The organism is Pseudomonas abietaniphila (assembly GCF_900100795.1).
GTDB lineage: Bacteria > Pseudomonadota > Gammaproteobacteria > Pseudomonadales > Pseudomonadaceae > Aquipseudomonas > Aquipseudomonas abietaniphila.
Genome location: NZ_FNCO01000001.1, coordinates 733,120 through 754,900 on the forward strand (window position 1 = coordinate 733,120; position 21,781 = coordinate 754,900).

Annotated in this window: 20 protein-coding genes; 10 read left to right on the plus strand and 10 right to left on the minus strand. The window is 61.6% G+C overall.

All coding sequences use genetic code 11. The annotated features are described in order from the left end of the window. Window positions 1–12 precede the first annotated feature (12 nt). Window positions 13–900 (minus strand): LysR family transcriptional regulator, encoded by an 888-nt coding sequence (locus BLS87_RS03080; RefSeq protein WP_074750060.1) that lies wholly within the window; start codon window positions 898–900, stop codon window positions 13–15. Window positions 901–1,008: 108 nt separating this feature from the next. On the opposite strand from BLS87_RS03080, the gene BLS87_RS03085 reads away from it, so the two are divergent. Continuing rightward, window positions 1,009–1,542 carry a GNAT family N-acetyltransferase gene (locus BLS87_RS03085; protein ID WP_074750062.1) on the plus strand — a complete coding sequence of 178 codons (534 nt, stop codon included), beginning with the start codon at window positions 1,009–1,011 and terminating at the stop codon, window positions 1,540–1,542. Window positions 1,543–1,660: 118 nt separating this feature from the next. Here the strand turns inward: BLS87_RS03085 and BLS87_RS03090 are convergent, their stop codons facing one another. After that, window positions 1,661–2,968, minus strand: a complete 1,308-nt coding sequence (locus tag BLS87_RS03090; RefSeq protein WP_083370585.1) for an MFS transporter — start codon at window positions 2,966–2,968, stop codon at window positions 1,661–1,663. A 233-nt stretch (window positions 2,969–3,201) separates the two neighbouring features. Between BLS87_RS03090 and hemB the strand changes: the two genes are divergently transcribed. Next, window positions 3,202–4,176, plus strand: coding sequence for a porphobilinogen synthase (gene hemB / locus BLS87_RS03095; protein ID WP_074750064.1), 975 nt, complete (start codon window positions 3,202–3,204; stop codon window positions 4,174–4,176). A 302-nt stretch (window positions 4,177–4,478) separates the two neighbouring features. Here the strand turns inward: hemB and BLS87_RS03100 are convergent, their stop codons facing one another. Next, window positions 4,479–5,384, minus strand: coding sequence for a LysR substrate-binding domain-containing protein (locus tag BLS87_RS03100; protein WP_074750066.1), 906 nt, complete (start codon window positions 5,382–5,384; stop codon window positions 4,479–4,481). Between the two features lie 230 nt (window positions 5,385–5,614). Here BLS87_RS03100 and BLS87_RS03105 point away from each other — a divergent pair, with 230 nt between their 5' ends. From BLS87_RS03105 to BLS87_RS03125, 5 genes are read left to right on the plus strand one after another with little or no spacing between them, the layout of a single operon-like run. Continuing rightward, window positions 5,615–6,475: a transporter substrate-binding domain-containing protein gene (locus BLS87_RS03105; protein ID WP_074750068.1), complete on the plus strand. Its 861-nt coding sequence runs from the start codon at window positions 5,615–5,617 to the stop codon at window positions 6,473–6,475. 12 nt (window positions 6,476–6,487) lie between these two features. Continuing rightward, complete coding sequence (locus tag BLS87_RS03110) at window positions 6,488–7,150, plus strand: amino acid ABC transporter permease (RefSeq protein ID WP_074750070.1); 663 nt, start codon at window positions 6,488–6,490, stop codon at window positions 7,148–7,150. Window positions 7,151–7,157: 7 nt separating this feature from the next. Beyond that, window positions 7,158–7,844 carry an amino acid ABC transporter permease gene (locus tag BLS87_RS03115; protein WP_074750072.1) on the plus strand — a complete coding sequence of 229 codons (687 nt, stop codon included), beginning with the start codon at window positions 7,158–7,160 and terminating at the stop codon, window positions 7,842–7,844. A gap of 2 nt (window positions 7,845–7,846) precedes the next feature. Continuing rightward, on the plus strand, window positions 7,847–9,349 hold the full coding sequence (argH, locus tag BLS87_RS03120; RefSeq protein ID WP_074750074.1) for an argininosuccinate lyase: 1,503 nt from the start codon (window positions 7,847–7,849) through the stop codon (window positions 9,347–9,349). Continuing rightward, entirely contained in the window at window positions 9,346–10,086 is a 741-nt protein-coding gene (locus tag BLS87_RS03125; protein ID WP_143024278.1) for an amino acid ABC transporter ATP-binding protein, read from the plus strand. The genes argH and BLS87_RS03125 overlap by 4 nt, the downstream gene beginning before the upstream one ends. Window positions 10,087–10,180: 94 nt before the next feature. Here BLS87_RS03125 and BLS87_RS03130 read toward each other — a convergent pair whose 3' ends face one another. After that, window positions 10,181–11,080 carry a LysR family transcriptional regulator gene (locus BLS87_RS03130; RefSeq protein WP_074750076.1) on the minus strand — a complete coding sequence of 300 codons (900 nt, stop codon included), beginning with the start codon at window positions 11,078–11,080 and terminating at the stop codon, window positions 10,181–10,183. Between the two features lie 123 nt (window positions 11,081–11,203). Between BLS87_RS03130 and BLS87_RS03135 the strand changes: the two genes are divergently transcribed. After that, on the plus strand, window positions 11,204–12,211 hold the full coding sequence (locus BLS87_RS03135; RefSeq protein WP_074750078.1) for a zinc-dependent alcohol dehydrogenase family protein: 1,008 nt from the start codon (window positions 11,204–11,206) through the stop codon (window positions 12,209–12,211). Window positions 12,212–12,227: 16 nt separating this feature from the next. Here BLS87_RS03135 and BLS87_RS03140 read toward each other — a convergent pair whose 3' ends face one another. From BLS87_RS03140 to msrB, 6 genes are all read right to left on the minus strand, one after another. Beyond that, window positions 12,228–13,178 (minus strand): VTT domain-containing protein, encoded by a 951-nt coding sequence (locus BLS87_RS03140; protein WP_074750081.1) that lies wholly within the window; start codon window positions 13,176–13,178, stop codon window positions 12,228–12,230. A gap of 100 nt (window positions 13,179–13,278) precedes the next feature. Next, window positions 13,279–14,715: a catalase gene (locus tag BLS87_RS03145; RefSeq protein ID WP_074750083.1), complete on the minus strand. Its 1,437-nt coding sequence runs from the start codon at window positions 14,713–14,715 to the stop codon at window positions 13,279–13,281. Window positions 14,716–15,039: 324 nt separating this feature from the next. Continuing rightward, a complete protein-coding gene (locus BLS87_RS03150; RefSeq protein ID WP_074750085.1) occupies window positions 15,040–15,690 on the minus strand; it encodes a hypothetical protein in 651 nt (216 codons plus the stop codon). Between the two features lie 234 nt (window positions 15,691–15,924). Beyond that, window positions 15,925–16,662 carry a peptide-methionine (S)-S-oxide reductase MsrA gene (gene msrA, locus BLS87_RS03155; RefSeq protein WP_074750087.1) on the minus strand — a complete coding sequence of 246 codons (738 nt, stop codon included), beginning with the start codon at window positions 16,660–16,662 and terminating at the stop codon, window positions 15,925–15,927. Window positions 16,663–16,689: 27 nt separating this feature from the next. Then, entirely contained in the window at window positions 16,690–18,513 is a 1,824-nt protein-coding gene (locus tag BLS87_RS03160) for a cytochrome c biogenesis protein DipZ (RefSeq protein WP_074750089.1), read from the minus strand. A gap of 311 nt (window positions 18,514–18,824) precedes the next feature. Beyond that, window positions 18,825–19,355, minus strand: a complete 531-nt coding sequence (gene msrB, locus BLS87_RS03165; protein WP_074750091.1) for a peptide-methionine (R)-S-oxide reductase MsrB — start codon at window positions 19,353–19,355, stop codon at window positions 18,825–18,827. A gap of 186 nt (window positions 19,356–19,541) precedes the next feature. Between msrB and BLS87_RS03170 the strand changes: the two genes are divergently transcribed. Both BLS87_RS03170 and BLS87_RS03175 read left to right on the plus strand, forming a co-directional pair. Beyond that, on the plus strand, window positions 19,542–20,270 hold the full coding sequence (locus BLS87_RS03170) for a response regulator transcription factor (protein WP_074750093.1): 729 nt from the start codon (window positions 19,542–19,544) through the stop codon (window positions 20,268–20,270). Beyond that, on the plus strand, window positions 20,267–21,760 hold the full coding sequence (locus BLS87_RS03175; protein WP_074750095.1) for a sensor histidine kinase: 1,494 nt from the start codon (window positions 20,267–20,269) through the stop codon (window positions 21,758–21,760). Before BLS87_RS03170 ends, BLS87_RS03175 begins: the two co-directional genes overlap by 4 nt. The last annotated feature ends 21 nt before the right edge of the window (window positions 21,761–21,781 follow it).

Consider the following 21,781-nt stretch of genomic DNA (forward strand, 5'->3'; position numbering starts at 1 on the left):
TTCTAAACCCAATCAGGGGGCAAGCGTCTGTAATGCGTCGAGGACTTGCCTCAGTCCCTTGTTCACCGGTTTGTCCTGACGCAGCACGATGCCCAGCGTCCGGTTCAGGGGTGGCGTCAGCGCCTGAACCTGCAAGCCCCGTTGATGATGGGGCGCCGCCACCGACATGCGTGGCACGATGCTGTAACCCAGGCCGGCGGCGACCATTTCCTTGATGGCCTCGATACTGCCCAGCTCCATCACCGGCTTGATACGCAGCCCAGCCTGCAGGAACCACTCATCGATCAGCAGGCGAGTGCTGCTAGCGGCTTCGAACACCACCAAGGGCAAGTCCAGCAGCGAACCTGCCGTCACGTCCGCTGGAAGAGGATGTTGCTCAGCACTGAAAATCGCCACGAACTCATCGTCCAGCAGCGGGGTCACCGACAGGCTGCGACCGGATGCGGGCAGGGTGACCAGCGCAAGGTCCAGGCGGTTCTCCTCCACTGCGCGCAAGATGCCGTCGGTGTTGCCGGTACTGACGCGCACATCCAGTGCCGGAAACTGCCGGCGCAAGGTTTGTAAAATCGGCGGAAGGAGATGGATGCAGGCCGTCGCGCCCGTGCCGATAGCGACTCGCCCGGCAACGCCCTGCGCGTGGCTCGACAGGTCAAGCAATGCGTCTTCGACCACGGCATCGATTCGACCAATGTGCTCCAGCAGCGTGCTGCCGGCGGGCGTCGGCTTGATGCGTTTACCGACGCGCTCGATGAGGCGCAGGTTCAGCCGCTCCTCCAGCAGGCGGATGTGCAGGCTCACGGCTGGCTGAGTCAAACCGAGGCGCTGCGCCGCAGCGGAAAAGCTTCCGTGATGGATAACATGGGCGAAGGAGTGAAGGTGATTGAGGTTGAGCCGCTGCATGGCAAAGTTTTACTGATGCTGAGGATGATAAATCATAGCTTTGTTTTGGGGTGGCAGCGCTTCATCATTGCTCACCTGCTTTTATCTTGATCCAGAAGAAGACCGCACATGCCTCACGACCTCATCTTGCGCGACGCCCTTGAAGACGACATGCCTGCCGTGCAGGCGATTTACGCCCACCACGTGATTCATGGCACTGCCAGCTTCGAACTGGAACCGCCGACCCTTGCGCAGATGTGTCAGCGACGTACGGACGTCCGTGGCCATGACCTCCCGTACCTGGTGGCCGAACTTGAGGGTGAGGTCGTCGGCTACGGCTATGCGACGCTGTATCGGCCCCGTCCGGCCTACCGTTTTACTGTGGAAGACTCCGTGTACGTACGTGAGGGTATGGCGGGCAAGGGCATCGGCCAGGCCTTGCTGGCGCTGATCATCGAGCGTTGCATCGCCGGTGGTCGTCGACAAATGGTCGCTGTCATTGGCAACAGCGAAAACACGGCCTCGGTTCGGCTTCATCAACGCCAGGGATTTCGTACTGTCGGCGTGTTTGAGTCAGTGGGTTTCAAGCACGGCCGTTGGCTGGACACGGTTTTGATGCAGCGCGAACTGGGTGAAGGCGCAGGCAGCGTGCCCCGTGGCTAGCCATCCGCTGGCTGTCGAATGGAGGGGCCGCTCAGTTACTGTCACTCACGCTTGGCCCATGAATGGGTGTATCGGGCGTATTACGTAATATGAGTGCTTCGCCTTTGTGCGCGACTCGTCAGGTGATCGGGCGTTGCTCTGGCTGGCCCTGTTCATCGTTGTCCTCAGCGTCTGCATGGCGCTGGCGCTCTGTCGGGTCGGCTTTGATCCCAAGGGTTTCAGGCACGCCTAACCACAGCAGCACGAAGGCGACGGCGGCAATGGCCGCCAGTGTGAGAAAGGCCGCGCTGTAACCGGCTTCGCGAATCACCAGACCGGCCAGGCCATTGCTCAAGGCCGCGCCCAGACCGAATACCGTTGAGATCGCACCCAGGCTGACATTGAAGCGTCCAGTGCCCTGGGTCAGGTCCTTGACCACCAGCGGCAGCAGTGCGCCGAAAGCGCCGGCGCCTATGCCGTCGAGCAATTGCACGCCCACCAGCCAGTACGGGTTGTCCGAGAGCACATACAGCACGCCGCGCAGCGGCAAGATCACGAAACCCGCCATCAACAGCGGTTTGCGTCCCCAGCTGTCTGCCTTGGCGCCCACCAGCCAGGCCACCGGCACCATCACCAGTTGTGCGGCCACGATGCACGCCGAGGTCAGTGGCGTGGCGAGCTGGAGGTCGATCTGTGACAGCTTCTGGCTGACCAGCGTCAGCATCGCGGCATTGGCCAGATGGAACAGCCCGCAACAGATCGCGAAGACCATTAACGGCCGATTGTTCAGCAGCGCCGCCCATCCGCTCGGTTGATCGTTCGCGCCCTTGTGGCTGGGATCGAAGCCTCGGGCCACTTCATGATCGATGGCATTACCGTCGACGAAGCTGACCGCGACGACGCTTGCCAAGGCCATGAACGCCATCAGATAAAACACCGCGATCGGCCCGAACAACCAGGAACAACCGCCCGCCAGCAGCGCCGCGCAAGCGTTACCGGCATGGTTCCAGGTTTCATTGCGTCCGGTACGCCGGGTAAACGCCTTGGGCCCGGTGATTCCCAGGGAAATTGCCGCGATGGCCGGCGCAAACACAGACCCTGCAATTGCGCTGAGGGACTGGGTGATGGCGACCCACGTGAAACTGTGGATGAAAGGCAGCACCACGCATCCGGCGGTCACCAGCAAGGCCGCCACGACCACCACCATCCGCTTGCTGCGGGTGCGGTCAATCAGCGCACCCGCTGGCGTTTGGGTCACCAAAGCCGCTATACCGGCCAGGGTCATTACCAGCCCGATACTGGCCGGGTCCCATTTATGGACCGCCAACAGGTAGATCGCGAGGTACGGACCCAGCCCGTCGCGAACATCCGCCAGGAAAAAGTTGAGGCCGTCCAGTGAACGGTTGTTACGAAGGTCTGAATGACGCGCGGCGGATGGGCTGGTCAAGAGAGTTCTCGGGGTAAGCGCTCGTGCAACCGGAATGGGTGCCGCTCTTGCTTAATGACCGGGCGCCGTTGAGTTGGTTCGACGACCCTTCAGCCACTATTACCGGTTCGGTAAGAGACTTTATTGCCGCGACATTTGAATCGAGAACGGTGCAGGCATAAGCTTCGCGCCATTGATATCGCCCGGATGCGTCAGCCCGGTCGTTTTTCGGAAACTTTTCATCAGGAATTGCCATGTCCAGTCTGTTTCCCGCCGCCCGTCCACGTCGCCTGCGCAGCAACGCAAATTTTCGCGCGTTGTTCCAGGAAACCGAGTTCACGCTGAACGATCTGGTGCTGCCGATCTTCGTCGAGGAAGAAATCGACGATTTCGTGCCGATCAACAGCATGCCGGGCGTGCGTCGGATCCCCGAGTCGAAACTGGCCCAGGAAGTGGAGCGTTATGCCCGCGCCGGGATCAAGTCAGTGATGACCTTCGGTGTGTCCCATCATCTGGACGCCACTGGCAGTGACACCTGGCAGGAGAACGGTCTGGTGTCGCGGATGTCGCGCACCATCAAGGACGCCGTGCCGGACATGATCGTGATGTCCGACACCTGCTTCTGCGAGTACACCGACCACGGCCACTGCGGCGTGATGCACGGTGCGCATGTCGACAACGACGCGACCATCGAAAACCTCGGCAAGCAGGCGGTCATGGCGGCGCGCGCGGGCGCCGATGTCATTGCCCCGTCGGCGGCAATGGACGGCCAGGTCAAGGCCATTCGTGCCGCGCTGGACGCAGCAGGTTTTACCCAGACACCCATCATGGCCTACTCGACCAAATTCGCGTCGTCGCTGTACGGCCCTTTCCGCGAAGCAGGCGGTTCGGCGCTCAAGGGTGACCGCAAAAGCTACCAGATGAACCCGATGAACCGCCGTGAAGCCCTGCGTGAGTCGCTGCTGGACGAGGCCGAAGGCGCCGATGCCCTGATGGTCAAGCCGGCGGGCGCCTACCTGGACATCATTCGCGATATCCGTGAAGCCTCGAACCTGCCATTGGCGGCGTATCAGGTGAGCGGCGAGTACGCGATGATCAAGTTCGGCGCTCAAGCCGGTGCAATCGACGAGGGCCGCGTGGTCCGCGAAAGCCTGGGCGCGATCAAACGCGCGGGCGCAGACCTGATCTTCACGTACTTCGCGATGGATCTGGCGCTGAGCGGGATCTGATTCATACGCAGCAGAGAGTCTGTGGGAGCTTGCTGGCGAATGCGTTGGGTTAGCGACGTCGACGGTGAATGACCCACCGCATTCGTCCGAAGTGCGGCCCATACCCTCGTAACCTCGGACGTCTCCCACAGGGAGCCGGGTTGATGCGCGAACCTGTGTCCAGACCGCAGACCTGTGGGAGTGAGCTCGCTCTGGGCGGCATTCCGACGAATGCCGGGGCACATCCAATGAACCTTTCAGGGATGGCCCCGGTGTTCGTGAACGCATTCACGCTCACAGCGTTCGGTCGATCGACATGTCCGCTATCCCTGCCAGTCTTTGCTCGCCTCGGTGAGCATCTCTTCGATCAACACACCGAACCGCTGACTCAGCAGGCTTTGTGGCCTGTCTTCCGGCAGCAACAGGTAAGTGGAAAAACGGATCTGGGGCAGGAACGGGCGGGTTTCGATGCCCATGTGTACATACTCCAGTGCCACCATCGGGCTGACGATACTCACCCCCAGTCCCAGCGCCACCAACGAGCACACGGTCGCGGCATAGGGCGTTTCCAGGTTCAGCTTGCGATACTCCTTGTCGCCTGCGAACACACGATCCACGCGGGCTCGCGAACCGTCACTCAGCGACAGCGAAATAAATTCCTCGCCTTTCAGATCCTCCGGTTTGACCGCCCTCAGCTTGCCTAACCGATGCCCCGTGGGGAACACACAGACCCCCGGCACGTCGCATATCTTGCGCGTGCGCACCCCGGGCATGTCCTCGCCGACATACGACGCCAGCCCCACATGGCAGAACTGCGAAGCCGCCCAGTGGGCAACCATCGGCGAATCGCTGGTGTGGATCGAGATGGCCGCTTCGGGATTCTCCTGACGAAAGCGCTGGATGACCTTCGGCAAAACGGTCAGCGACAGCGACGGTACCGCAGCGATGCGCAATTGCCCCGTCCCCCCACGGCGGATGTTCTGCGCTGACGTCTCCAGGTTTTGCAGACCGATGAATGCCCGCTCCACATCGGCGAACAGCGCCGCGCCTTCATCGGTGGGCAAGAGGCGGCCACCCACACGTTCGAACAATTTGAAGCCACTGGCCCGTTCCAGTTGCGCAATCAGGCGGCTGATATTGGGTTGCGAGGTGTGCAGCGACTCGGCTGCGGCAGTCATTGAGCCGCTCAACATCACGGCGCGAAAGGCTTCGACTTGTTTGAAGTTCATGGCAGGCCATATCAATTCGGTATGGATGACCAATGTATTGTCATTTGTTGGCATGAGCCAGAGGCTTTATAACTGTTTTCGACATCGAAGCTTCCGCGCAGACGGACGCGATGTTCAAGCGCGTCTGGCGTCCTCAGGGTGCGCTGTAAATCCCGCTGCTCTCTGCCCTTGAAATCGTTGCGTGACGTCACGTGGTGTGGCGCCGCGCTGGTAGGTAACCAGGAGGCAATATGCCGTTCTCATCCAGGCTGTTTTCGTTAAGCGTATTGGGCCGTGCACTTGCGCTCTCATGCGTCTCCCTGACAGGCATCGCACAGGTTCACGCGACGGATCTTCCGCCAGTGCCCGATGAAATAAAGGAAGCCGGCCAACTGCGTGCCGGGGTACGGTGCGACCAGCCGCCTTACGGTTTCCAGAACGGCAACGGCGAGTTCGCCGGGGTTGAAGTGGAAATGTCGCGGCAAATCGCGCTCTGGGCGCTGGGCTCCAAAGACAAGGTGACCTTCACCTGCGTCACCGCCGAGAACCGCGTTCCGCAGTTGTTGGGGCGCAAGGTCGACTTCCTCATCGCGACCCTCGGTGTCACGCCTGAGCGTCAACGGGTGATCGACTTCACCACACCGTATCGCTGGGGAGCGAGTGACGTGGTGGTCAAGAAGGACAGCCCGATCAAGTCAATCAAGGACCTCGACGGCAAGACCCTCGCCACGCTCAAAGGCTCGGTGCAAGCCAAGTGGTTTGAGGACCACATGCCTCAGGTCAAGACCCTGCGCATGAACAGTGCCGCCGACGCCTTGCAGACCTTTCGTCAGGGCCGCGCTGATGCCTATACCCATGACGCCGCAACACTGGTGGTGGTCGCGGCGAACGACAGCGATGCACGCCTGATCAACGAGCCGTTCCAGATATCCGATGCCGCCATCGGCGTGCGCAAGAACGACGAGCCATTACGCGACTATCTCAGCGCCGCCATCGCGAAGATGCACGAGGACAAGCTGTTCGGCGGTTGGGTGCGTCAGTACGTTCCGGAAAACATTCAGAGCTATTACCTGAGCGTATTCGAGCAAGCCAAACCCGCTGAAAAACTCTGATCGGGCGCTGTCATGGATTTCGATTTCAATTACCTGCTGGCGCAATGGCCTGCGCTGCTCGACGGTGTCCTGATGACACTCCGGGTCTCGCTGCTCGCCATCACCTTCTCCCTACTGATCGGCATCTTTGGTGGTGCGGCGCGGGCGATGCGCGTCCCGGTGCTGGCGCAGGTCGTAGCGCTGTACGTCGAGTTGATCCGCAACACGCCGATTCTGGTGCAGTTGTTCTTCATCTTCTACGGCCTGCCAGCGATAGGGCTCGAACTGTCGCTGTTCTGGTCGGGGGTGTTCTGTCTGTCGTTGTGGGCGGGCGCCTATCAGGTAGAGAACATGCGGGGCGGGTTGGCCACGGTGGAGCACAAGATGCGCGAGGCGAGCATGGCCTTGAGCCTTAAGCCTCATCAATACCTTTATCTGGTGGCCTTGCCGATCGCCTTTCGTACCAGTTTGCCGGCTGTGCTGAATACCGCGATCTCACTGCTGAAAAACTCGTCGTACCTGCAAGCCATTGGCCTGGCGGAACTGACGTTCGTGGCGGTCGATCGGATCGCCACCGATTTTCGGGCTATCGAGATGTTCAGCGCGATCTGTGTGATGTACCTGACCCTGGTGGCGATTCTGTCGCTGTTGACCGGACGTCTGTCCGCCCACCTGCAACGTCCATTCAGGCACTGAGGCCCACATGAATTTTCTGGTCGAAAACTGGGGCTTCGTGCTCAAGGGACTGTGGATGACCGTGCGTCTGGCGCTGGTGATTCTGCTGTTTACCACGATCATCTCGGCGGTATTTGGTGTGCTGGCGACCCTAAAGAGTCGTCTGTTGCGCCTTGCCATTCATGGTTATGTCGAGCTGTTTCGCTCGATCCCGCTGATCGTCAACGTGTTCTTCATTTTCTTCGGCGCGCCGATGCTCGGACTCGATTTGAGTCCATTCGCGGCGGTGGTCACCGGTCTGACGTTGTGGGGCAGCGCCAACGGGATCGAGATCGTACGCGGTGGCCTGGAATCGGTATCCCGCCACCAGTGGAAAAGCGCGTGGACGTTGGGGCTGCGCCCCTGGCAGATCTACCTGCATGTGATTGCGCCGCAATCCATGAAAGCGATTCTTCCTGCGTACACGGGGTTGCTGACGATGTTGGTGCAGGCCACCTCTCTAGGGGCGCTGGTCGGCGTCGGCGAGTTTCTCAAGGTCGGCCAGATCATCGTCGAACGCTCCACCGTCATGACCGGTGTCAGCCCTGCGTTCAGCGTCTATGGGCTGGTGCTGCTGGTGTACTTCGTCATCTGTTCATTGCTGAGCTGGCTCAGCCGTTATCTCGAACGTCGTCTGGGTCGTCCGGCGATGCGCGTAACTCGTCAAGGGGTTTGATCATGCAAGAATCCAAAGTCAGTCGTCGCCTGAAAGAAACCACCGCCCCTGAGGTCAACGAGTACATCTACCGGCCACGTCTGGAAGGGTTTGCCGATGGCTTCATCAACCTGGGTAACGTCAACAAGGCGCACATCGTGATGCTGGCCGAGCAGGGTCTGATCCGCGGCGAACACGCCACCGCGCTGGCCAAAGGCGTGCTGGACATGGAAGCCGCCGGCCCCGGCGAGGTGACGCTCGACCCTTCCCGCGAAGACGCCTATTTCAACTACGAGGCGCACCTGATCGAGCAGATCGGCACCGACATCGGCGGCCGTCTCCACACCGGGCGCAGCCGCAACGACATCCTCGCCACCCTTGATCGCCTGCGTTGCCGGGAAGTGCTGATGAGCCTGATCGACGCGCTGATCCAGACCCGTCAGACCGCCTTGAACAATGCTGAAGTCTTCGCTGAAGTGGTGATGCCTGGTTACACCCATTTGCAGCCTGCGCAGCCGATCACCTACGGGTATTACCTGTCGGCTGTGGAGCAGGCCCTTGAGCGCGATTGCAAGCGCCTGACCCAGACCCTGGAAAACATGAATCAAAGCCCACTGGGCGCCGCCGCGTTTGCGGGTACGCCGTTCGACATCGACCGTGCGCGCACGGCTGAACTGCTGGGTTTCGACGGGTATCTGGACAACGCACTGGACGCTGTAGGCTCACGGGATTTCATTCTGGAAAGCCTGTCGCATCTGAGCCTGTTGTCGGTGTTCTGGAGTCGGGTGGCTCAGGATTACTTTGTCTGGAGCACCCACGAGTTCAGCCTGATCGACTTCCCGGACAGCGTGGCCGCGACCTCGAGCATCATGCCGCAGAAGAAAAACCCGACCGTGCTCGAATACCTCAAAGGGCGTACCGGGCATATCGTCGGCCTGCTGATGGCAGCGAGTGTGACGGTCAAGGGCAGCAACTTTTCCCACACCGGCGACGCCAACCGCGAAGGCACTCGGGGTTTCTGGGAAGCGGCGGAAGAAACCCTGCGTTGTCTGAAACTGCTGGAGCTGGTGCTGCGCACGGCGATCCCCAACGCTGACCTCGCGGTACGTCGTGCCGGGGAAGATTTCTCTACGGCGACCGGGCTGGCCGACCTCATCGTGCGTGAGGCTGACCTGTCGTTCCGCGAGGCTCATCACGTGGTCGGCGCTGCCGTGCGCATGGCCATGGACGCCGGTTTGCCTGCGCATCGTATCGACACCGACATGGTCGACCGCTGTGCCATGGAGCAACTGGGGCACGCGCTGAATCTGCCAGCGCACAAGGTCCGTGAATGCCTGGACCCGACGGCCAACGTGCAGTCCCGCGATTCGGCCGGTGGCCCTGCGTTGTCGTCGCTGCGCCCAAGCTTGCAGCGGGCCAATGCGCGCTTGCAGGAGGAGCGTCAGGCCAATCAGGCGCGACGGGACCGCCTCTCGGTCGCGCAGGACAAATTGCAAGCCGCCACGCGTGCGCAGGCCGGTCTATGAAAAGCATGTTGACGGTGCGTGGATTGCACAAGCACTTCGGCGAGCTCGAGGTGGTCAAGGGCGTCGACCTAGACGTTGCGCAGGGCGAGGTGGTCGTCATTATTGGCCCTAGCGGTTCGGGCAAGTCGACGTTCATTCGTTGCCTTAACAGCCTGGAAGAGCCTTCGGCAGGCAGCGTGGTGGTGGAGGGCGGCGACTCGGTACGGGCCGATGACCGCAATGCCATGGCCCGCTTGCGTGAAGACATCGGCATGGTGTTTCAGGATTACACCCTGTTTCCGCACATGACGGTCATGGCCAACATGATTCTGGCGCCGGTCAAGGTCAAGAAGCAGAGCAAGGCCGAGGCCCAGGCCAATGCGCTGGCGTTGCTGGATCGTGTCGGGCTGCGGCACAAGGCCGATGGCTATCCGAGCGAGCTGTCGGGCGGGCAGCAACAGCGTGTGGCGATCGTCCGTGCTCTGGCGATGAAGCCGCGCCTGCTGCTCTTCGATGAGCCGACCTCAGCGCTGGACCCGGAAACCGTTGGCGAAGTGCTGAACGTCATGAAGGGCCTGGCGGCGGAAGGCATGACGATGATCGTAGTGACTCACGAGATGGGCTTTGCTCGTGAAGTGGCCGATCGGGTGGTGTTTTTCGATGGCGGCAAGATCGTTGAAATGGGCCCGCCAGCACAGATTTTCTCGGCACCTGAGCACCCTCGAACCCGGCAGTTTTTGCAGAGTGTGTTGCATTGAGCGCTGTCTGAAGCATCCGCCGAGTTTCTGCGCTAGGGGCGTGGGAGGCGCCCCGTGTGGCGCTCCCACGGCTTTCGACCAGCATCCATGGCGTTTACACAACCGCCAGGTCTTCATCCGCCGCAAACGCCTCCACCAGAAAATCCACGAACGCGCGAATCCGCGCCGACTGCCTGCGGTTCGCCGGTGACACGGCGTGGATGGGCAGCGAAGAGGGCGTGTAGCCCTCCAACACCCGAATCACCCGGCCGGCCTCAATGTCTTTGCGGTACAGCCACGACGGCGACAGTGAAATCCCCAGCCCGCTCAACACCATCTGCCGGATCGCCTCGCTGTTGTTGCTGCGCACGTTCCCGCGCGCCTGCACCTGATGCAGCCCTGCGTCGAATGTCCAGGTGTCGAAGTGTTCCAGCAGGTTGAACAGGATGCAGTTGTGCCGGGCCAGGTCGCTGGGTACTTGCGGCGCGGGGTGTTGCTCCAGGTACGCGGGCGATGCCACGGTCAGCCGGCGGGTCAGGCCAATCTGACGGGCGATCAGGCTGCTGTCCTTGAGGTCTCCAATGCGCAACGCGACGTCCACGCCTTCACTGACGAGGTCGACATTCTGGTCGCTGAGTTGCAGGTCGATCGTGACGTCCGGATAGCGCTGCAGAAACCCGCGCAACCGGGGCGCGATCTGCAATCGGCCGAAACTGACCGAAGAGGCGATGCGCAACGGCCCCGCGACGCCTTCGCGACCGGTCTGAAAGCTGTGCTCGGCATTGTCCACGGCCGCCAGAATCTCGCGGCATTGCCGGTAGTAACGCTGTCCTTCGTCCGTGAGCGATAACTGCCGGGTGCTGCGCGCAATCAGCCGTCCGCCCAGACGCTGTTCCAGCGCACTGATCTGTTTGCTGACCGTCGGCTGCGTCGTGCCCAGTTCGCGGGCCACTGCCGAAAAACTTCCGCGTTCGACAACTCTCACGAACATGGTCATCGCTTCAAGCGTGTCCATCGAAGCCTCAGTTAGTCGTGTTATGGAATGAATACTATAGCCATTTAGAGGCTTATCGGAATTATGGCGTGGGCACACACTGGCCTCATCACCCGACACCGGGTCACTGAATCGGAGACCACCATGAGCACTCATCCCTTGAACACCATGCGAGCCGCTGTCGCGGTGGAGTATCAACAGCCTCTGGACGTGCAAACGCTGCAGAAGCCGTCGCCGGCCGCAGGTCAAGTGCTGGTGCGGGTGATGGCCAGTGCCGTCAACCCGCTGGACACCAAGATCAGCGCAGGCAAGGGTGGGCATGCCCGACAGTCGCTGCCGGCGGTCTTGGGGATGGACATGGCCGGCGTCGTGGAACAGGTCGGTTCAGGCGTGACGGCCTTTGCGGTAGGCGATGAGGTCTATGGCATGGCGGGCGGCATCGGCGGGCATCAGGGCGCGCTGGCGCAGTATATCGCGGCGGACGCCGAGCTGCTGGCTCGCAAACCAAACAACTTGAGCATGCGCGAGGCGGCGGCGTTACCGTTGATCTTCATCACCGCCTGGGAAGGGCTGGTGGACCGTGCCAATGTGCGCAGTGGTCAGAAAGTCCTGATTCACGGCGGCGCTGGCGGCGTGGGGCATGTTGCCGTGCAGATTGCCAAGGCACGTGGCGCAGACGTGTTCGCCACCGGGTCGGCGCACAGCCGGGCTGCCATTGAACGTCTTGGCGCCACCGCCATTGATTATCGAAGCAGCAGCGTCGATGACTACATGGCCCTGCACACTAGTGGCGAGGGTTTCGACATCGTTTATGACACCGTGGGCGGCAGCACGCTGGACGCCTCGTTTGCCGCGGCAAAAATCTACACCGGGCATGTGCTCAGTTGCCTGGGCTGGGGCGACCACGCGCTGGCACCGCTGTCGTTTCGCGGCGCGACTTACTCGGGTGTGTTCACCCTGTTGCCTTTGTTGACCGGAAAGGGACGCAAGCACCACGGCGAGATCATGGCCGAGGCCACGCGGATGGCCGAAGCCGGGCAACTGCGGGTTTTATTGGACGAGCAGCGCTTCACCCTGGCAGAGGTCAATCAGGCGTATGAACGCGTCAGCCGCGCAGGCAATCAAGGGAAGGTGGTGATCGATATCGCCTGATGGGCGCGGAAGCGGGTCAGGCCGTCGCGGTCTGGCCTGGGGTGTCGGACTCATTGTGTGCTTCACGCCAGGCATCCAGCCCGCCGACCAGTGCCTTGCCCCGTGTCAGGCCGTGTGCGCGCAGTTTCTGCGCCAGCAGGGCGGCCGACAGCTCGTTCGGGCAGGCGCAGTAAAACACCATGTCGACGTCAGCCAGTTGCGCGAGCCAGGGTTCCAGTGGTTCTTCAAGGCTGATCGACACCGCGCCGGGAATGCCTTCGACCACGGCGGTGTGAAATTTAGGGCGCACATCAATCACCACGGGCGCGTCCACCGAGTCGCGCAGGGCAAGCAACTCGGGCACGGTGATGCGTGGCACTTTCGAGGTGCGAGACATCAGGTGCCGGCGCTTCCAGTATTTCCAGCCGATGAACAGTCCGAGCGCCGTCAGCACGCCTGCGATGGCGATGGGCAGATAACTGGCCAACAGGCTCAGCAGTGGAATGATGGCGTCAGTGAACAGCATGCCCAGCAGCAGCGCCGAGCCGGCCCAGATGAAGGAGCCGGCGAGGGAGTAACGCATGAAGGTGGCGATCGGCGTGCCGTTCATGCCCGCCACGGTGGTGACCAGCGCGCCCGCGCCGGGCAGGAATTTCGACAGCAGCATGGCCCGCGGGCCGACGCGGTCGTAGACGTTAAGGCCCTGACGAATACAGGTGTCTTGAGACAACGAGATCTTGCAGATGGATTTCAGCAGCACGCCGCCGTAACGTTTGCCCGCCCAATACCACAAACCATCGGCGATCAGGCAGGCAACCATGGCGACCAGCACGCCTGCGCCCAGCAGAGGCTTGCTTTGCATGGCCAGCGCCCCAGTGACAATGAGGGTGGGGTAGGCCGGGACCGGCAAGCCGATCTGTTCCAGCAGCACGTTGACGAACACCAGCAGCAGGCCGTGGCTTTCGTTCAATTGCTGGAGTTCGTTCATGGCGGGTTGCTCCACAGAAGACGCAGGTAAAAACGGCGCAAGAAAAAGGGGTGTCAGTACCGTCGCCTGAACACCCCTTTGTGTCAACGCCGAATGTGCGTCAGCCGAGCAACTCGATGGCTGCGGCAACCCCTGCGCCATACGCAGGGTCAGCCTTGGTGCAGTTGTCGATGTGACGCTGCTTGACCAGCGTCGACGCACCGCTGATGGCGCGAGCGGTGTTGTCGAACAGTACCTGCTGTTGCGCCGGGGTCATCAGGCGGAACAATGCGCGCGGCTGGGAGTAATAGTCGTCATCGTCCTTGCGGAAATCCCAGTTCGCTGCCGCGCCATGCAGCTCCAGCGGCGGCTCGGAGAAGTCCGGCTGTTCGACCCACGCACCCTTGCTGTTGGGCTCGTAGCCGATGGTGCCGCCGCCGTTGCGGTCCACGCGCATCTGGCCGTCGCGGTGATAGCTGTTGACCGGGCACTGTGGTGCGTTGACCGGGATCTGATGATGGTTGACCCCCAGGCGGTAGCGCTGTGCGTCGCCGTAGGAGAACAGACGGCCTTGCAGCATCTTGTCCGGCGAGAAACTGATGCCCGGCACCACGTTGGCCGGGTTGAAGGCGGCTTGCTCCACGTCGTGGAAATAGTTCTCCGGGTTACGGTTCAACTCCAGCGTGCCGACTTCGATCAGCGGGTAGTCCGCGTGCGGCCAGACTTTGGTGAGGTCGAACGGGTGGATCTTGTACGTGTTGGCGTCCTGCTCCGGCATGATCTGCACGAACATCTTCCATTTCGGGAAGTCACCTTTCTCGATGCTGTCGTACAGGTCGCGCTGGTGGGTTTCGCGGTCACCGGCCACCAGATCGGCGGCTTCCTGATCGGTCAGGTTCTCGATGCCTTGCTGGGTTTTCAGCGTGAACTTGACCCAGAAGCGTTCGTTTTTCGGGCTGATGAAGCTGAACGTGTGGCTGCCGAAACCGTGCATGTGACGGTAGGACTTGGGCAGGCCACGGTCGCTCATGACCACGGTCACCTGGTGCAGCGCTTCAGGCAGCGAACTCCAGAAATCCCAGTTGTTGTCGGCGCTGCGCATGTTGGTGCGTGGGTCGCGTTTGATCGCGTGGTTCAGGTCCGGGAATTTCAGCGGGTCGCGCAGGAAGAACACCGGCGTGTTGTTGCCCACCAGGTCCCAGTTGCCTTGCTCGGTGTAGAACTTGATGGCGAACCCACGGATGTCGCGCTCGGCATCGGCGGCGCCGCGCTCACCGGCCACGGTCGAGAAACGGATGAAAATGTCGGTTTGCTTGCCGATTTCCGAAAACAGCTGCGCCTTGGTATGGCGGCTGATGTCGTGGGTGACGGTGAACGTGCCGAACGCGCCGGATCCCTTGGCGTGCATGCGACGCTCCGGGATGACTTCACGGTCGAAGTGGGCCAGTTTCTCCAGCAGCCACACGTCCTGCAGCATCAACGGGCCGCGTGGGCCCGCCGATTGTGAGTTCTGGTTATCGACGACGGGGGCGCCCGCCACTGTGGTGAGTTTATTCATTATCAGGCTCCGGTAAGGGACGGTCAGTCTCGCTGGATCAACGAACTTGTTCTTGGACGCTCGTGCGCCTTTTTTCTTTTTTCGGGTTATGCCCGAGGCTCAAGGAGCCTGAGATAGAGCGGTTTAGCTCATCCGGGCAGCCACCCTACCATGCAGTTGAATGATTTTTTTGCCCGCAGCGCTTCATTCGAATCGAGTGAGCGTAGTCCGTTCTCATCAATAGGTGAAATTCATGACGCGAGCGTGACCCGCGGATAACGAGACCTAAAAAAAGCGCCCGTTCAGGGCGCCAAAGGGAGGAGAGAAACGGCACGGCAGGTGAAACTAGAGGCGATGACTGTCAAGGGCGGTAACGGCCTGCAGGCCCGGGCTTTGTGCCCAGACTTCCATGGTCGAAAACCAGGTATGTGGGCGGGTGGTCTGGCGGCATTCGCTGGTAAACGAGGCCCCGGACGGAATGTCCAGTTTGATTTTGCAGATCAGCTGATTGGTGCGGTACAGCAGCTCACTGACCAGATTGGCCGTGGCGTAATCGCCTGCATCCACCGCTTTGTCCATGAAGTGCTGCGAACGAGCGGCCAATGCGGCCAGGTGCTGGGATAACTGATGGATTTCCTTGAAACATTCACGAAAACCCGGGGCCTGTTCGGCATCGGACAAGGACAGTGCAGGCAGCAAATCCTGTCCCGGTGTACCGTTGAACCCATGAATTTTTGCCCGCAGGAACATCATGAATTGCTGGGTCGATTGATCGAGGCCCTTGAACAATTCCTTGATGGCGCGGTAATTCAGCTTGCGCAAACGCCAGCGCACTTCCCGGGCGAAACCTCCCACCTGCTCGGTCGTGCGCAGATGTTCGTCAAGCAGTTGCACAAACGCCTCACGCTCCTGACCGTGCAGGGTGGTGAACAAACCGTGGGCATCGGCGGCGAATTCGGCGTTCAGCCCGGGCCGTGGATCGAGTTCGGCAAACATGATGAATCTCCTCACAGTGTGCTTCGACGGGCCTGTCCGTTACGGTCTGTTTCCCACAGCTTGGAGAGAGATCGGCCTGGGCGACAGGAATGACTTAAAGGTATTCCTGCCGACGGCCCAGGTCACTTGTACCTAGGTACCATGGGCTGATACGTAGGTTTTTGGCGGTCATACTTTGGTTTGTTCAACCGCCTGTGAGCAGTCGATGCCGCCCGGAATCAACGCCGCGGCACGCTACTGCCCGGTTTTCAACAACACCGGCTGCTCGCTGTACCGATCGGCGAACAGCTGCTTCAACTGACCCACTTTAGGCAGATCGTTGACCACGATGTAGGGGTAGGTCGGGTGGGTGGTCAGGAAGTTCTGGTGATAATCCTCGGCCGGATAAAACCCGTTGTACTGCTCGATTTTGGTGACAATCGGCGCGTTGAATGACTTGGCGGAATCGAGTTGGGCGATGTACGCCTGGGCCACGGCCTGCTGTTCCGGTGTCTCGGGGAAAATCGCCGACCGGTATTGAGTGCCGTGGTCCGGGCCCTGACGGTTCAGTTCGGTCGGGTTGTGGGCGACCGAGAAAAAGATCTGCAGCAGTTTGCCGTAGCTCACCTGAGTTGGGTCGAAGGTCACTTCCACCGATTCGGCGTGCCCGGTGTCACCCTCACTGACGCGCTCGTATTGCGCGGTATCGGCCTTGCCGCCGGCATAACCGGAGACGACTTTTTTCACCCCTTGCACATGCTGGAACACGCCCTGGACACCCCAGAAGCAGCCGCCCGCGAGCACCGCAGTTTCGCTGTGCGAGGTGGTGATCATTTCGTCCTTCTGCGGCGGCGCGATGCTTACGGCATCTTCCGCACCGGCGAACGAGCAGGCCGCGGTTTGCAGCAGCACGGCCCCGGCAAACAGCCGAAGGCCATTGCGGCGCCAGGCAGGCAAGGCGGCGGTAAAACCGGAAACACTGAGCTTTTTCATGTCTGACACTCCTGAAACGGGATGGAATCAACCGAAGGTGAAGGCGTAAGCGGACACGCCCGGATCGCTGAATTCGATGGTGAAGGTGTGGTCGGCGACATCGCCGGATTGACGCACGAGTTGGTACAGACGTTGTTCGGTCACGGTGCCGCTGCCGTCCGGCGCGACGTCGGAGCCGTGTGATGCACCGGGCATCTGGCCGTCGATCATGACGTTAAACCGTACCGGCTTGCCGTCGCTGCCAGGGCCCAGCACCAGATGCAGATCACGGGCGTGGAAGCGGTAGACGATCTTGCCTTTCGGCGCGGTCAGGCTGGCGCGTTCGGCACCGATGCTCCACTGACCGTCCAGGCCCCAGTGATTGAGTGCCAGGGTGTCCGGTGTGCTGTAGCGGGCCGCGCGATCCGCTTTGGCGCCGCCCGGCGAGACGAAGTTTTCGGCGCGTTCGAACCCCAGGTAGGTCTCCGGCGATTTGACCTCGCCCATGTCTGCGGCCTGCTGCACACCGTTGCCGTTGGCATCGATCAGGTCGGTGGTGATCTGGTTGTTGCCGGCTTCGCGCAGCAGCTCCTGAATCACGCGTTCGGATTCGTCGTAGGCGCCTTCACCGAAGTGGTGGTAGCGGATCTGGCCCTTGGCGTCGGCAAAGTAGTGGGCAGGCCAGTACTGGTTATTGAAGGCGCGCCAGATTTTATAGTCGTTGTCGATCGCCACCGGGTAGTGGATACCCAGATCGGCCATGGCCTTGGTGACGTTCTTCACGTCGCGTTCGAACGCGAACTCAGGGGCATGAACGCCGATCACCACCAGACCCTGGTCACGGTATTTGTCGGCCCAGGCTTTGACGTAGGGCAGGGTGCGCAGGCAGTTGATGCAGGAGTAGGTCCAGAAATCCACCAGCACCACTTTGCCTTTCAGTTGTTCGGCGGTCAGCGGGGCAGAGTTCAGCCACTGCACGGCACCCTCGAGCGACGGCAGTTGACCTTCGATCGGCAAACTCGACGTGGCGTTTTTCGCGGCCATCATCATCGCCCCTGAAGCCTGCATGCTCGCGCCGCCCTCGTCGCGACCGGGGATGTTTTGCGCCATCATCGCGCCGCCCTGCATCACATTGCTGTCGGGCTGGGTGTGCCCGGTGAGGCGGCCGACCAGCGACTGTTCCAGGCCGCCGGTCGATGCGGTCGACACGCGGGCCAGAATGCCGGTATCGAGGCCCAGCGCAATGGCGGCTACGCCCGCCAGCATGGCAGCGCCCAGCCCGCGACGAATCCATTCACCGGCACCCAGTGAGCGTTTCATTGCTGTGAACACCTTGCCGCCCAGCAACAACGCGAGGGCCAGGGACGTGGCAGCGCCTGCGGCATAGGCCAGCAGCAGCAAGGTGGTGCCAACGCTGGCGCCTTGCAGCGCCGCGCCGGTCAACACCAGACCGAGGATCGGCCCGGCGCACGGTGCCCAGAGCAGCCCGGTGGCGACACCGATCATGAACGACGCCCATGGGCTGGGTCTGGCGTCCACGCCGGCGTTTTCAGACAAACGACTGCCAGCGGCCACCAACGGCCGGGTCAGGCGCTCGGCGAGCTTGGGCAGCAGCAGCGTAAGGCCGAACAGCGCGACGAAAATCAGCGCCAGACCGCGTCCGTACTGATTGAGCTGCACGACCCAGCCACCGCCGACCGCCGCCAGTGTCGCCACCAGCGCAAAGGTCACCGCCATGCCCACCAGCAAGGGCAGGCCACTGCGCACGAACGGTTGGCCGGTGCGGGCAAAAACAAACGGCAGCACCGGCAGAATGCAAGGGCTGACGATGGTCAGCACGCCACCGAGGTAGGCAAGGATGATCAGGAGCATGGGTTAATTCCCTTCAGATAAATCCAGTTTGAAAGCGACGGCACATTTGTAGGAGCGTGGCTTGTCTCTGGGCCGCATCCGGACGATCGGCGACGAAGTCGTCGTAGATTCAGATCACGCGTCGATCCAGACAAACGGCATTCTCAGGGCTTGTCTCTGGGCCGCATCCGGACGATCGGCGACGAAGTCGTCGTAGATTCAGATCACGCGTCGATCCAGACAAACGGCATTCTCAGGTTTTACGACGGGTTCCCCGCCGATCGTCCGGATGCGGCCCAGAGACAAGCCACGCTCCTACAAGTGCGGTGTCGTCACGACTGCTCGGCAAAATTCATCGCCAGCCCGTTCATGCAATACCGCAGGCCGGTGGGTTTCGGGCCGTCGGTGAAGACGTGGCCCAGGTGTCCGCCGCAGCGGCGGCAGTGGACCTCCTTGCGCAGCACGCCGAACGAGGTGTCGGTGCGGATGGCGGTGGCGTTGTCCAGCGGCTGCCAGAAACTGGGCCAGCCGGTATGGCTGTCGAACTTGGTGGTCGAGGAAAACAGCTGCAACTGGCAACCGGCGCAGGCAAACGTACCGGTGCGGTGCTCGTCGTTCAGGGGGCTGCTGTAGGGACGCTCGGTGGCTTCCCGGCGCAGCACCTGAAACTGTTCGTCGCTGAGCAGCGCGTGCCATTCAGCGTCGGTGTGACTGACTTCGAAACTGCCGATGGGCTGGTCTTCCATTAACGCGCTATGTGGCGTCATGGTTTCGCCGTCGGCAAACTTGGGCAGGACGCCCAGCGCAATGGCGGCGACCCCGGCGCTGCTGCTCAGCACCATGAACTGTCTTCTTGAAAGCATGATGATCTCCTCGGCACAGCCCGTTCCGCTTTCGGATCGGGTCGTTGATGCGATGGAGCCAAGGCTACGCACGCGCTGTTCCCGGAATCCTCACCGAGAGTTAAACAATTCGTGATAACTGCCCGCCGACAAAATCGGCACAATGGCGTCATTGCGCAAACGATGCGCCCGTAAGGTTTGCTTTCAATGGATCAGCCCAAACGCATTCTGGTGGTCGAGGACGATAGCCATATCGCCGACCTGATTTGCCTGCATCTGCGGGATGAGCATTTTGACGTGGTGCACAGTGCCGACGGCGAAAAGGGCCTGCGCCTGCTGGAGCAAGGCGGCTGGGATGCGTTGATCCTGGACCTGATGCTGCCGGGCGTGGACGGCCTGGAGATCTGCCGCCGCGCCCGCGCCATGACCCGCTACACACCCATCATCATCACCAGCGCCCGCTCCAGCGAAATGCACCGGATTCTCGGCCTGGAGCTGGGCGCCGATGATTACCTGGCCAAACCGTTCTCGATGATGGAACTGGTGGCCCGGGTCAAAGCCCTGTTGCGTCGGGTTGATGCCATGGCGCGCAACCTGAAGATGGACGCCGGCAGCCTGTCGAGCGCCGGGTTGTTTATCGATCCGCTGACCCGTGAGGCATCCTTGGAAGGCCGCGTGCTGGACCTGACCCCGCGCGAGTTCGACCTGTTGTATTTCTTCGCTCGCCAACCCGGCAAGGTGTTCTCCAGGCTTGACCTGCTCAATTCGGTGTGGGGCTACAACCACGAAGGCTACGAGCACACCGTCAACACCCACATCAACCGCCTGCGCGCCAAGATCGAAGCCGATCCGGCCCAACCGTTGCGGATCCTCACGGTGTGGGGACGCGGTTACAAGTTCGTGGCACCCGGTGAGTCGTCGGGGGACGCATCATGAAGATGACCCTGACCCAGCGGCTGTCATTGGTCTTCGCGCTGTTGCTGCTGATCTGTTGCGGCACCTCGGTGTGGTTGCAGGTGCGCTCCAACAAAATGCACGAGCTGGAAGTGGTTCAGGGCCTGTCCCGTGACCTTGCCCAGCACATCGCCCGCGACACGCAGTTGATGGACGCCAACGGCCTCAAACCGGACGCGGTGCGCGAGCTGTTCAGTCAGTTGATGCTGGTCAACCCCAGTGTCGAGGTTTACCTGCTGGACATGGACGGCAAGATCGTCGGTGACGCCGCGCCCAAAGACCGCATCCTGCGTGATCGGGTCGATCTGGCGCCGGTGCGGCAATTGCTCAGCGGGGCGCCGCTGCCGATTCTGGGCGATGATCCGCGCAGCGTGGACGCGCGCAAGGTGTTCAGCGCAGCACCGCTGATGGTCATGGGCAAGCCGTCGGGTTTTTTGTACGTCGTGCTGCTGGGTGAGGCCCACGACCGGTTTGCCGAGCGGGGCGCCACCAGCGAGGCGTTGAACACGGCCCTGTGGTCCATCGGTCTGATTGCATTGCTCTGCCTCTTTGCGGGGCTCGCGGCCTTCGGCTTGATCACGCGGCCCTTGCGACGGCTGACCGATTCGGTGGGACGCTTCGACATCAATGCCGCGCCTGTGGCGCTGCCCAATGCGTCAATGGAGCCCCCGCGTCAGGGCCATGACGAGATTGCGGTGCTCGATGCGACGTTCAAACAGATGCAGAACCGGTTGAGCGAGCAATGGCAGACATTGACCCGGCAGAGTCAGGACCGGCGCGAACTGGTCGCCAACATTTCTCACGACCTGCGCACGCCCTTGGCGTCGTTGCACGGCTATCTGGAAGTGCTGTCGGTCAAGGACGCCAGCCTGAGTCCCGAGGAGCGTCGACGTTACCTGGGGATCGCGCTGGACCAGAGCCGCAAGGTCGGTGGACTCGCCCAGTCGTTGCTGGAACTGGTGCGACTGGAGCATGGGTTCGTGGTCCCGGTGGTCGAGCGTTTCTCGCTGACGGACCTGGTGCAGGACATCTTTCAGAAATTCGAACTGAGCGCGGAAGCCAAGGCCGTGACGTTAACCCCCGTGCTCGCGCCGTCCATCCCTGGCGTGCATGCCGACCTGGGACTCATCGAACGGGTCATGACCAACCTGCTGGACAACGCCCTGCGCCATACGCCCCACGGCGGAGAAATCCGCGTATCGCTGCTGCCTAAGGGGCGAGTCGTCGAAGTCACCGTCAGCGACAGCGGCCCCGGCATCGCCGCCGAGCTACGGGAAGGCCTGTTTCTGCGGCCGTTCAACATTGGCGGCGCCCGGCGCGACGGCGGGCTGGGGTTGAGGATCGTTCACCAGATCCTGCAACTGCACGGGCACAGGATTGAGTTGATCGATGTGCCGGGGCAGGGAGCGACCTTCAGGTTCGCGCTGCCAGTGGATCAGGACACGGCAGAGAAGGCGTTGCCGCAGGGGTGACGATTACCGGTGAATGGAAGG

Bases quoted from the DNA above. Each gene is read 5' to 3' on its own strand.
- BLS87_RS03080 (WP_074750060.1), bottom strand. From the start codon at position 900: ATGCAGCGGCTCAACCTCAATCACCTTCACTCCTTCGCCCATGTTATC.
- BLS87_RS03085 (WP_074750062.1), top strand. From the start codon at position 1,009: ATGCCTCACGACCTCATCTTGCGCGACGCCCTTGAAGACGACATGCCT.
- hemB (WP_074750064.1), top strand. From the start codon at position 3,202: ATGTCCAGTCTGTTTCCCGCCGCCCGTCCACGTCGCCTGCGCAGCAAC.
- BLS87_RS03100 (WP_074750066.1), bottom strand. From the start codon at position 5,384: ATGAACTTCAAACAAGTCGAAGCCTTTCGCGCCGTGATGTTGAGCGGC.
- BLS87_RS03105 (WP_074750068.1), top strand. From the start codon at position 5,615: ATGCCGTTCTCATCCAGGCTGTTTTCGTTAAGCGTATTGGGCCGTGCA.
- BLS87_RS03110 (WP_074750070.1), top strand. From the start codon at position 6,488: ATGGATTTCGATTTCAATTACCTGCTGGCGCAATGGCCTGCGCTGCTC.
- BLS87_RS03115 (WP_074750072.1), top strand. From the start codon at position 7,158: ATGAATTTTCTGGTCGAAAACTGGGGCTTCGTGCTCAAGGGACTGTGG.
- argH (WP_074750074.1), top strand. From the start codon at position 7,847: ATGCAAGAATCCAAAGTCAGTCGTCGCCTGAAAGAAACCACCGCCCCT.
- BLS87_RS03125 (WP_143024278.1), top strand. From the start codon at position 9,346: ATGAAAAGCATGTTGACGGTGCGTGGATTGCACAAGCACTTCGGCGAG.
- BLS87_RS03130 (WP_074750076.1), bottom strand. From the start codon at position 11,080: ATGGACACGCTTGAAGCGATGACCATGTTCGTGAGAGTTGTCGAACGC.
- BLS87_RS03135 (WP_074750078.1), top strand. From the start codon at position 11,204: ATGAGCACTCATCCCTTGAACACCATGCGAGCCGCTGTCGCGGTGGAG.
- BLS87_RS03140 (WP_074750081.1), bottom strand. From the start codon at position 13,178: ATGAACGAACTCCAGCAATTGAACGAAAGCCACGGCCTGCTGCTGGTG.
- BLS87_RS03145 (WP_074750083.1), bottom strand. From the start codon at position 14,715: ATGAATAAACTCACCACAGTGGCGGGCGCCCCCGTCGTCGATAACCAG.
- BLS87_RS03150 (WP_074750085.1), bottom strand. From the start codon at position 15,690: ATGTTTGCCGAACTCGATCCACGGCCCGGGCTGAACGCCGAATTCGCC.
- msrA (WP_074750087.1), bottom strand. From the start codon at position 16,662: ATGAAAAAGCTCAGTGTTTCCGGTTTTACCGCCGCCTTGCCTGCCTGG.
- BLS87_RS03160 (WP_074750089.1), bottom strand. From the start codon at position 18,513: ATGCTCCTGATCATCCTTGCCTACCTCGGTGGCGTGCTGACCATCGTC.
- msrB (WP_074750091.1), bottom strand. From the start codon at position 19,355: ATGCTTTCAAGAAGACAGTTCATGGTGCTGAGCAGCAGCGCCGGGGTC.
- BLS87_RS03170 (WP_074750093.1), top strand. From the start codon at position 19,542: ATGGATCAGCCCAAACGCATTCTGGTGGTCGAGGACGATAGCCATATC.
- BLS87_RS03175 (WP_074750095.1), top strand. From the start codon at position 20,267: ATGAAGATGACCCTGACCCAGCGGCTGTCATTGGTCTTCGCGCTGTTG.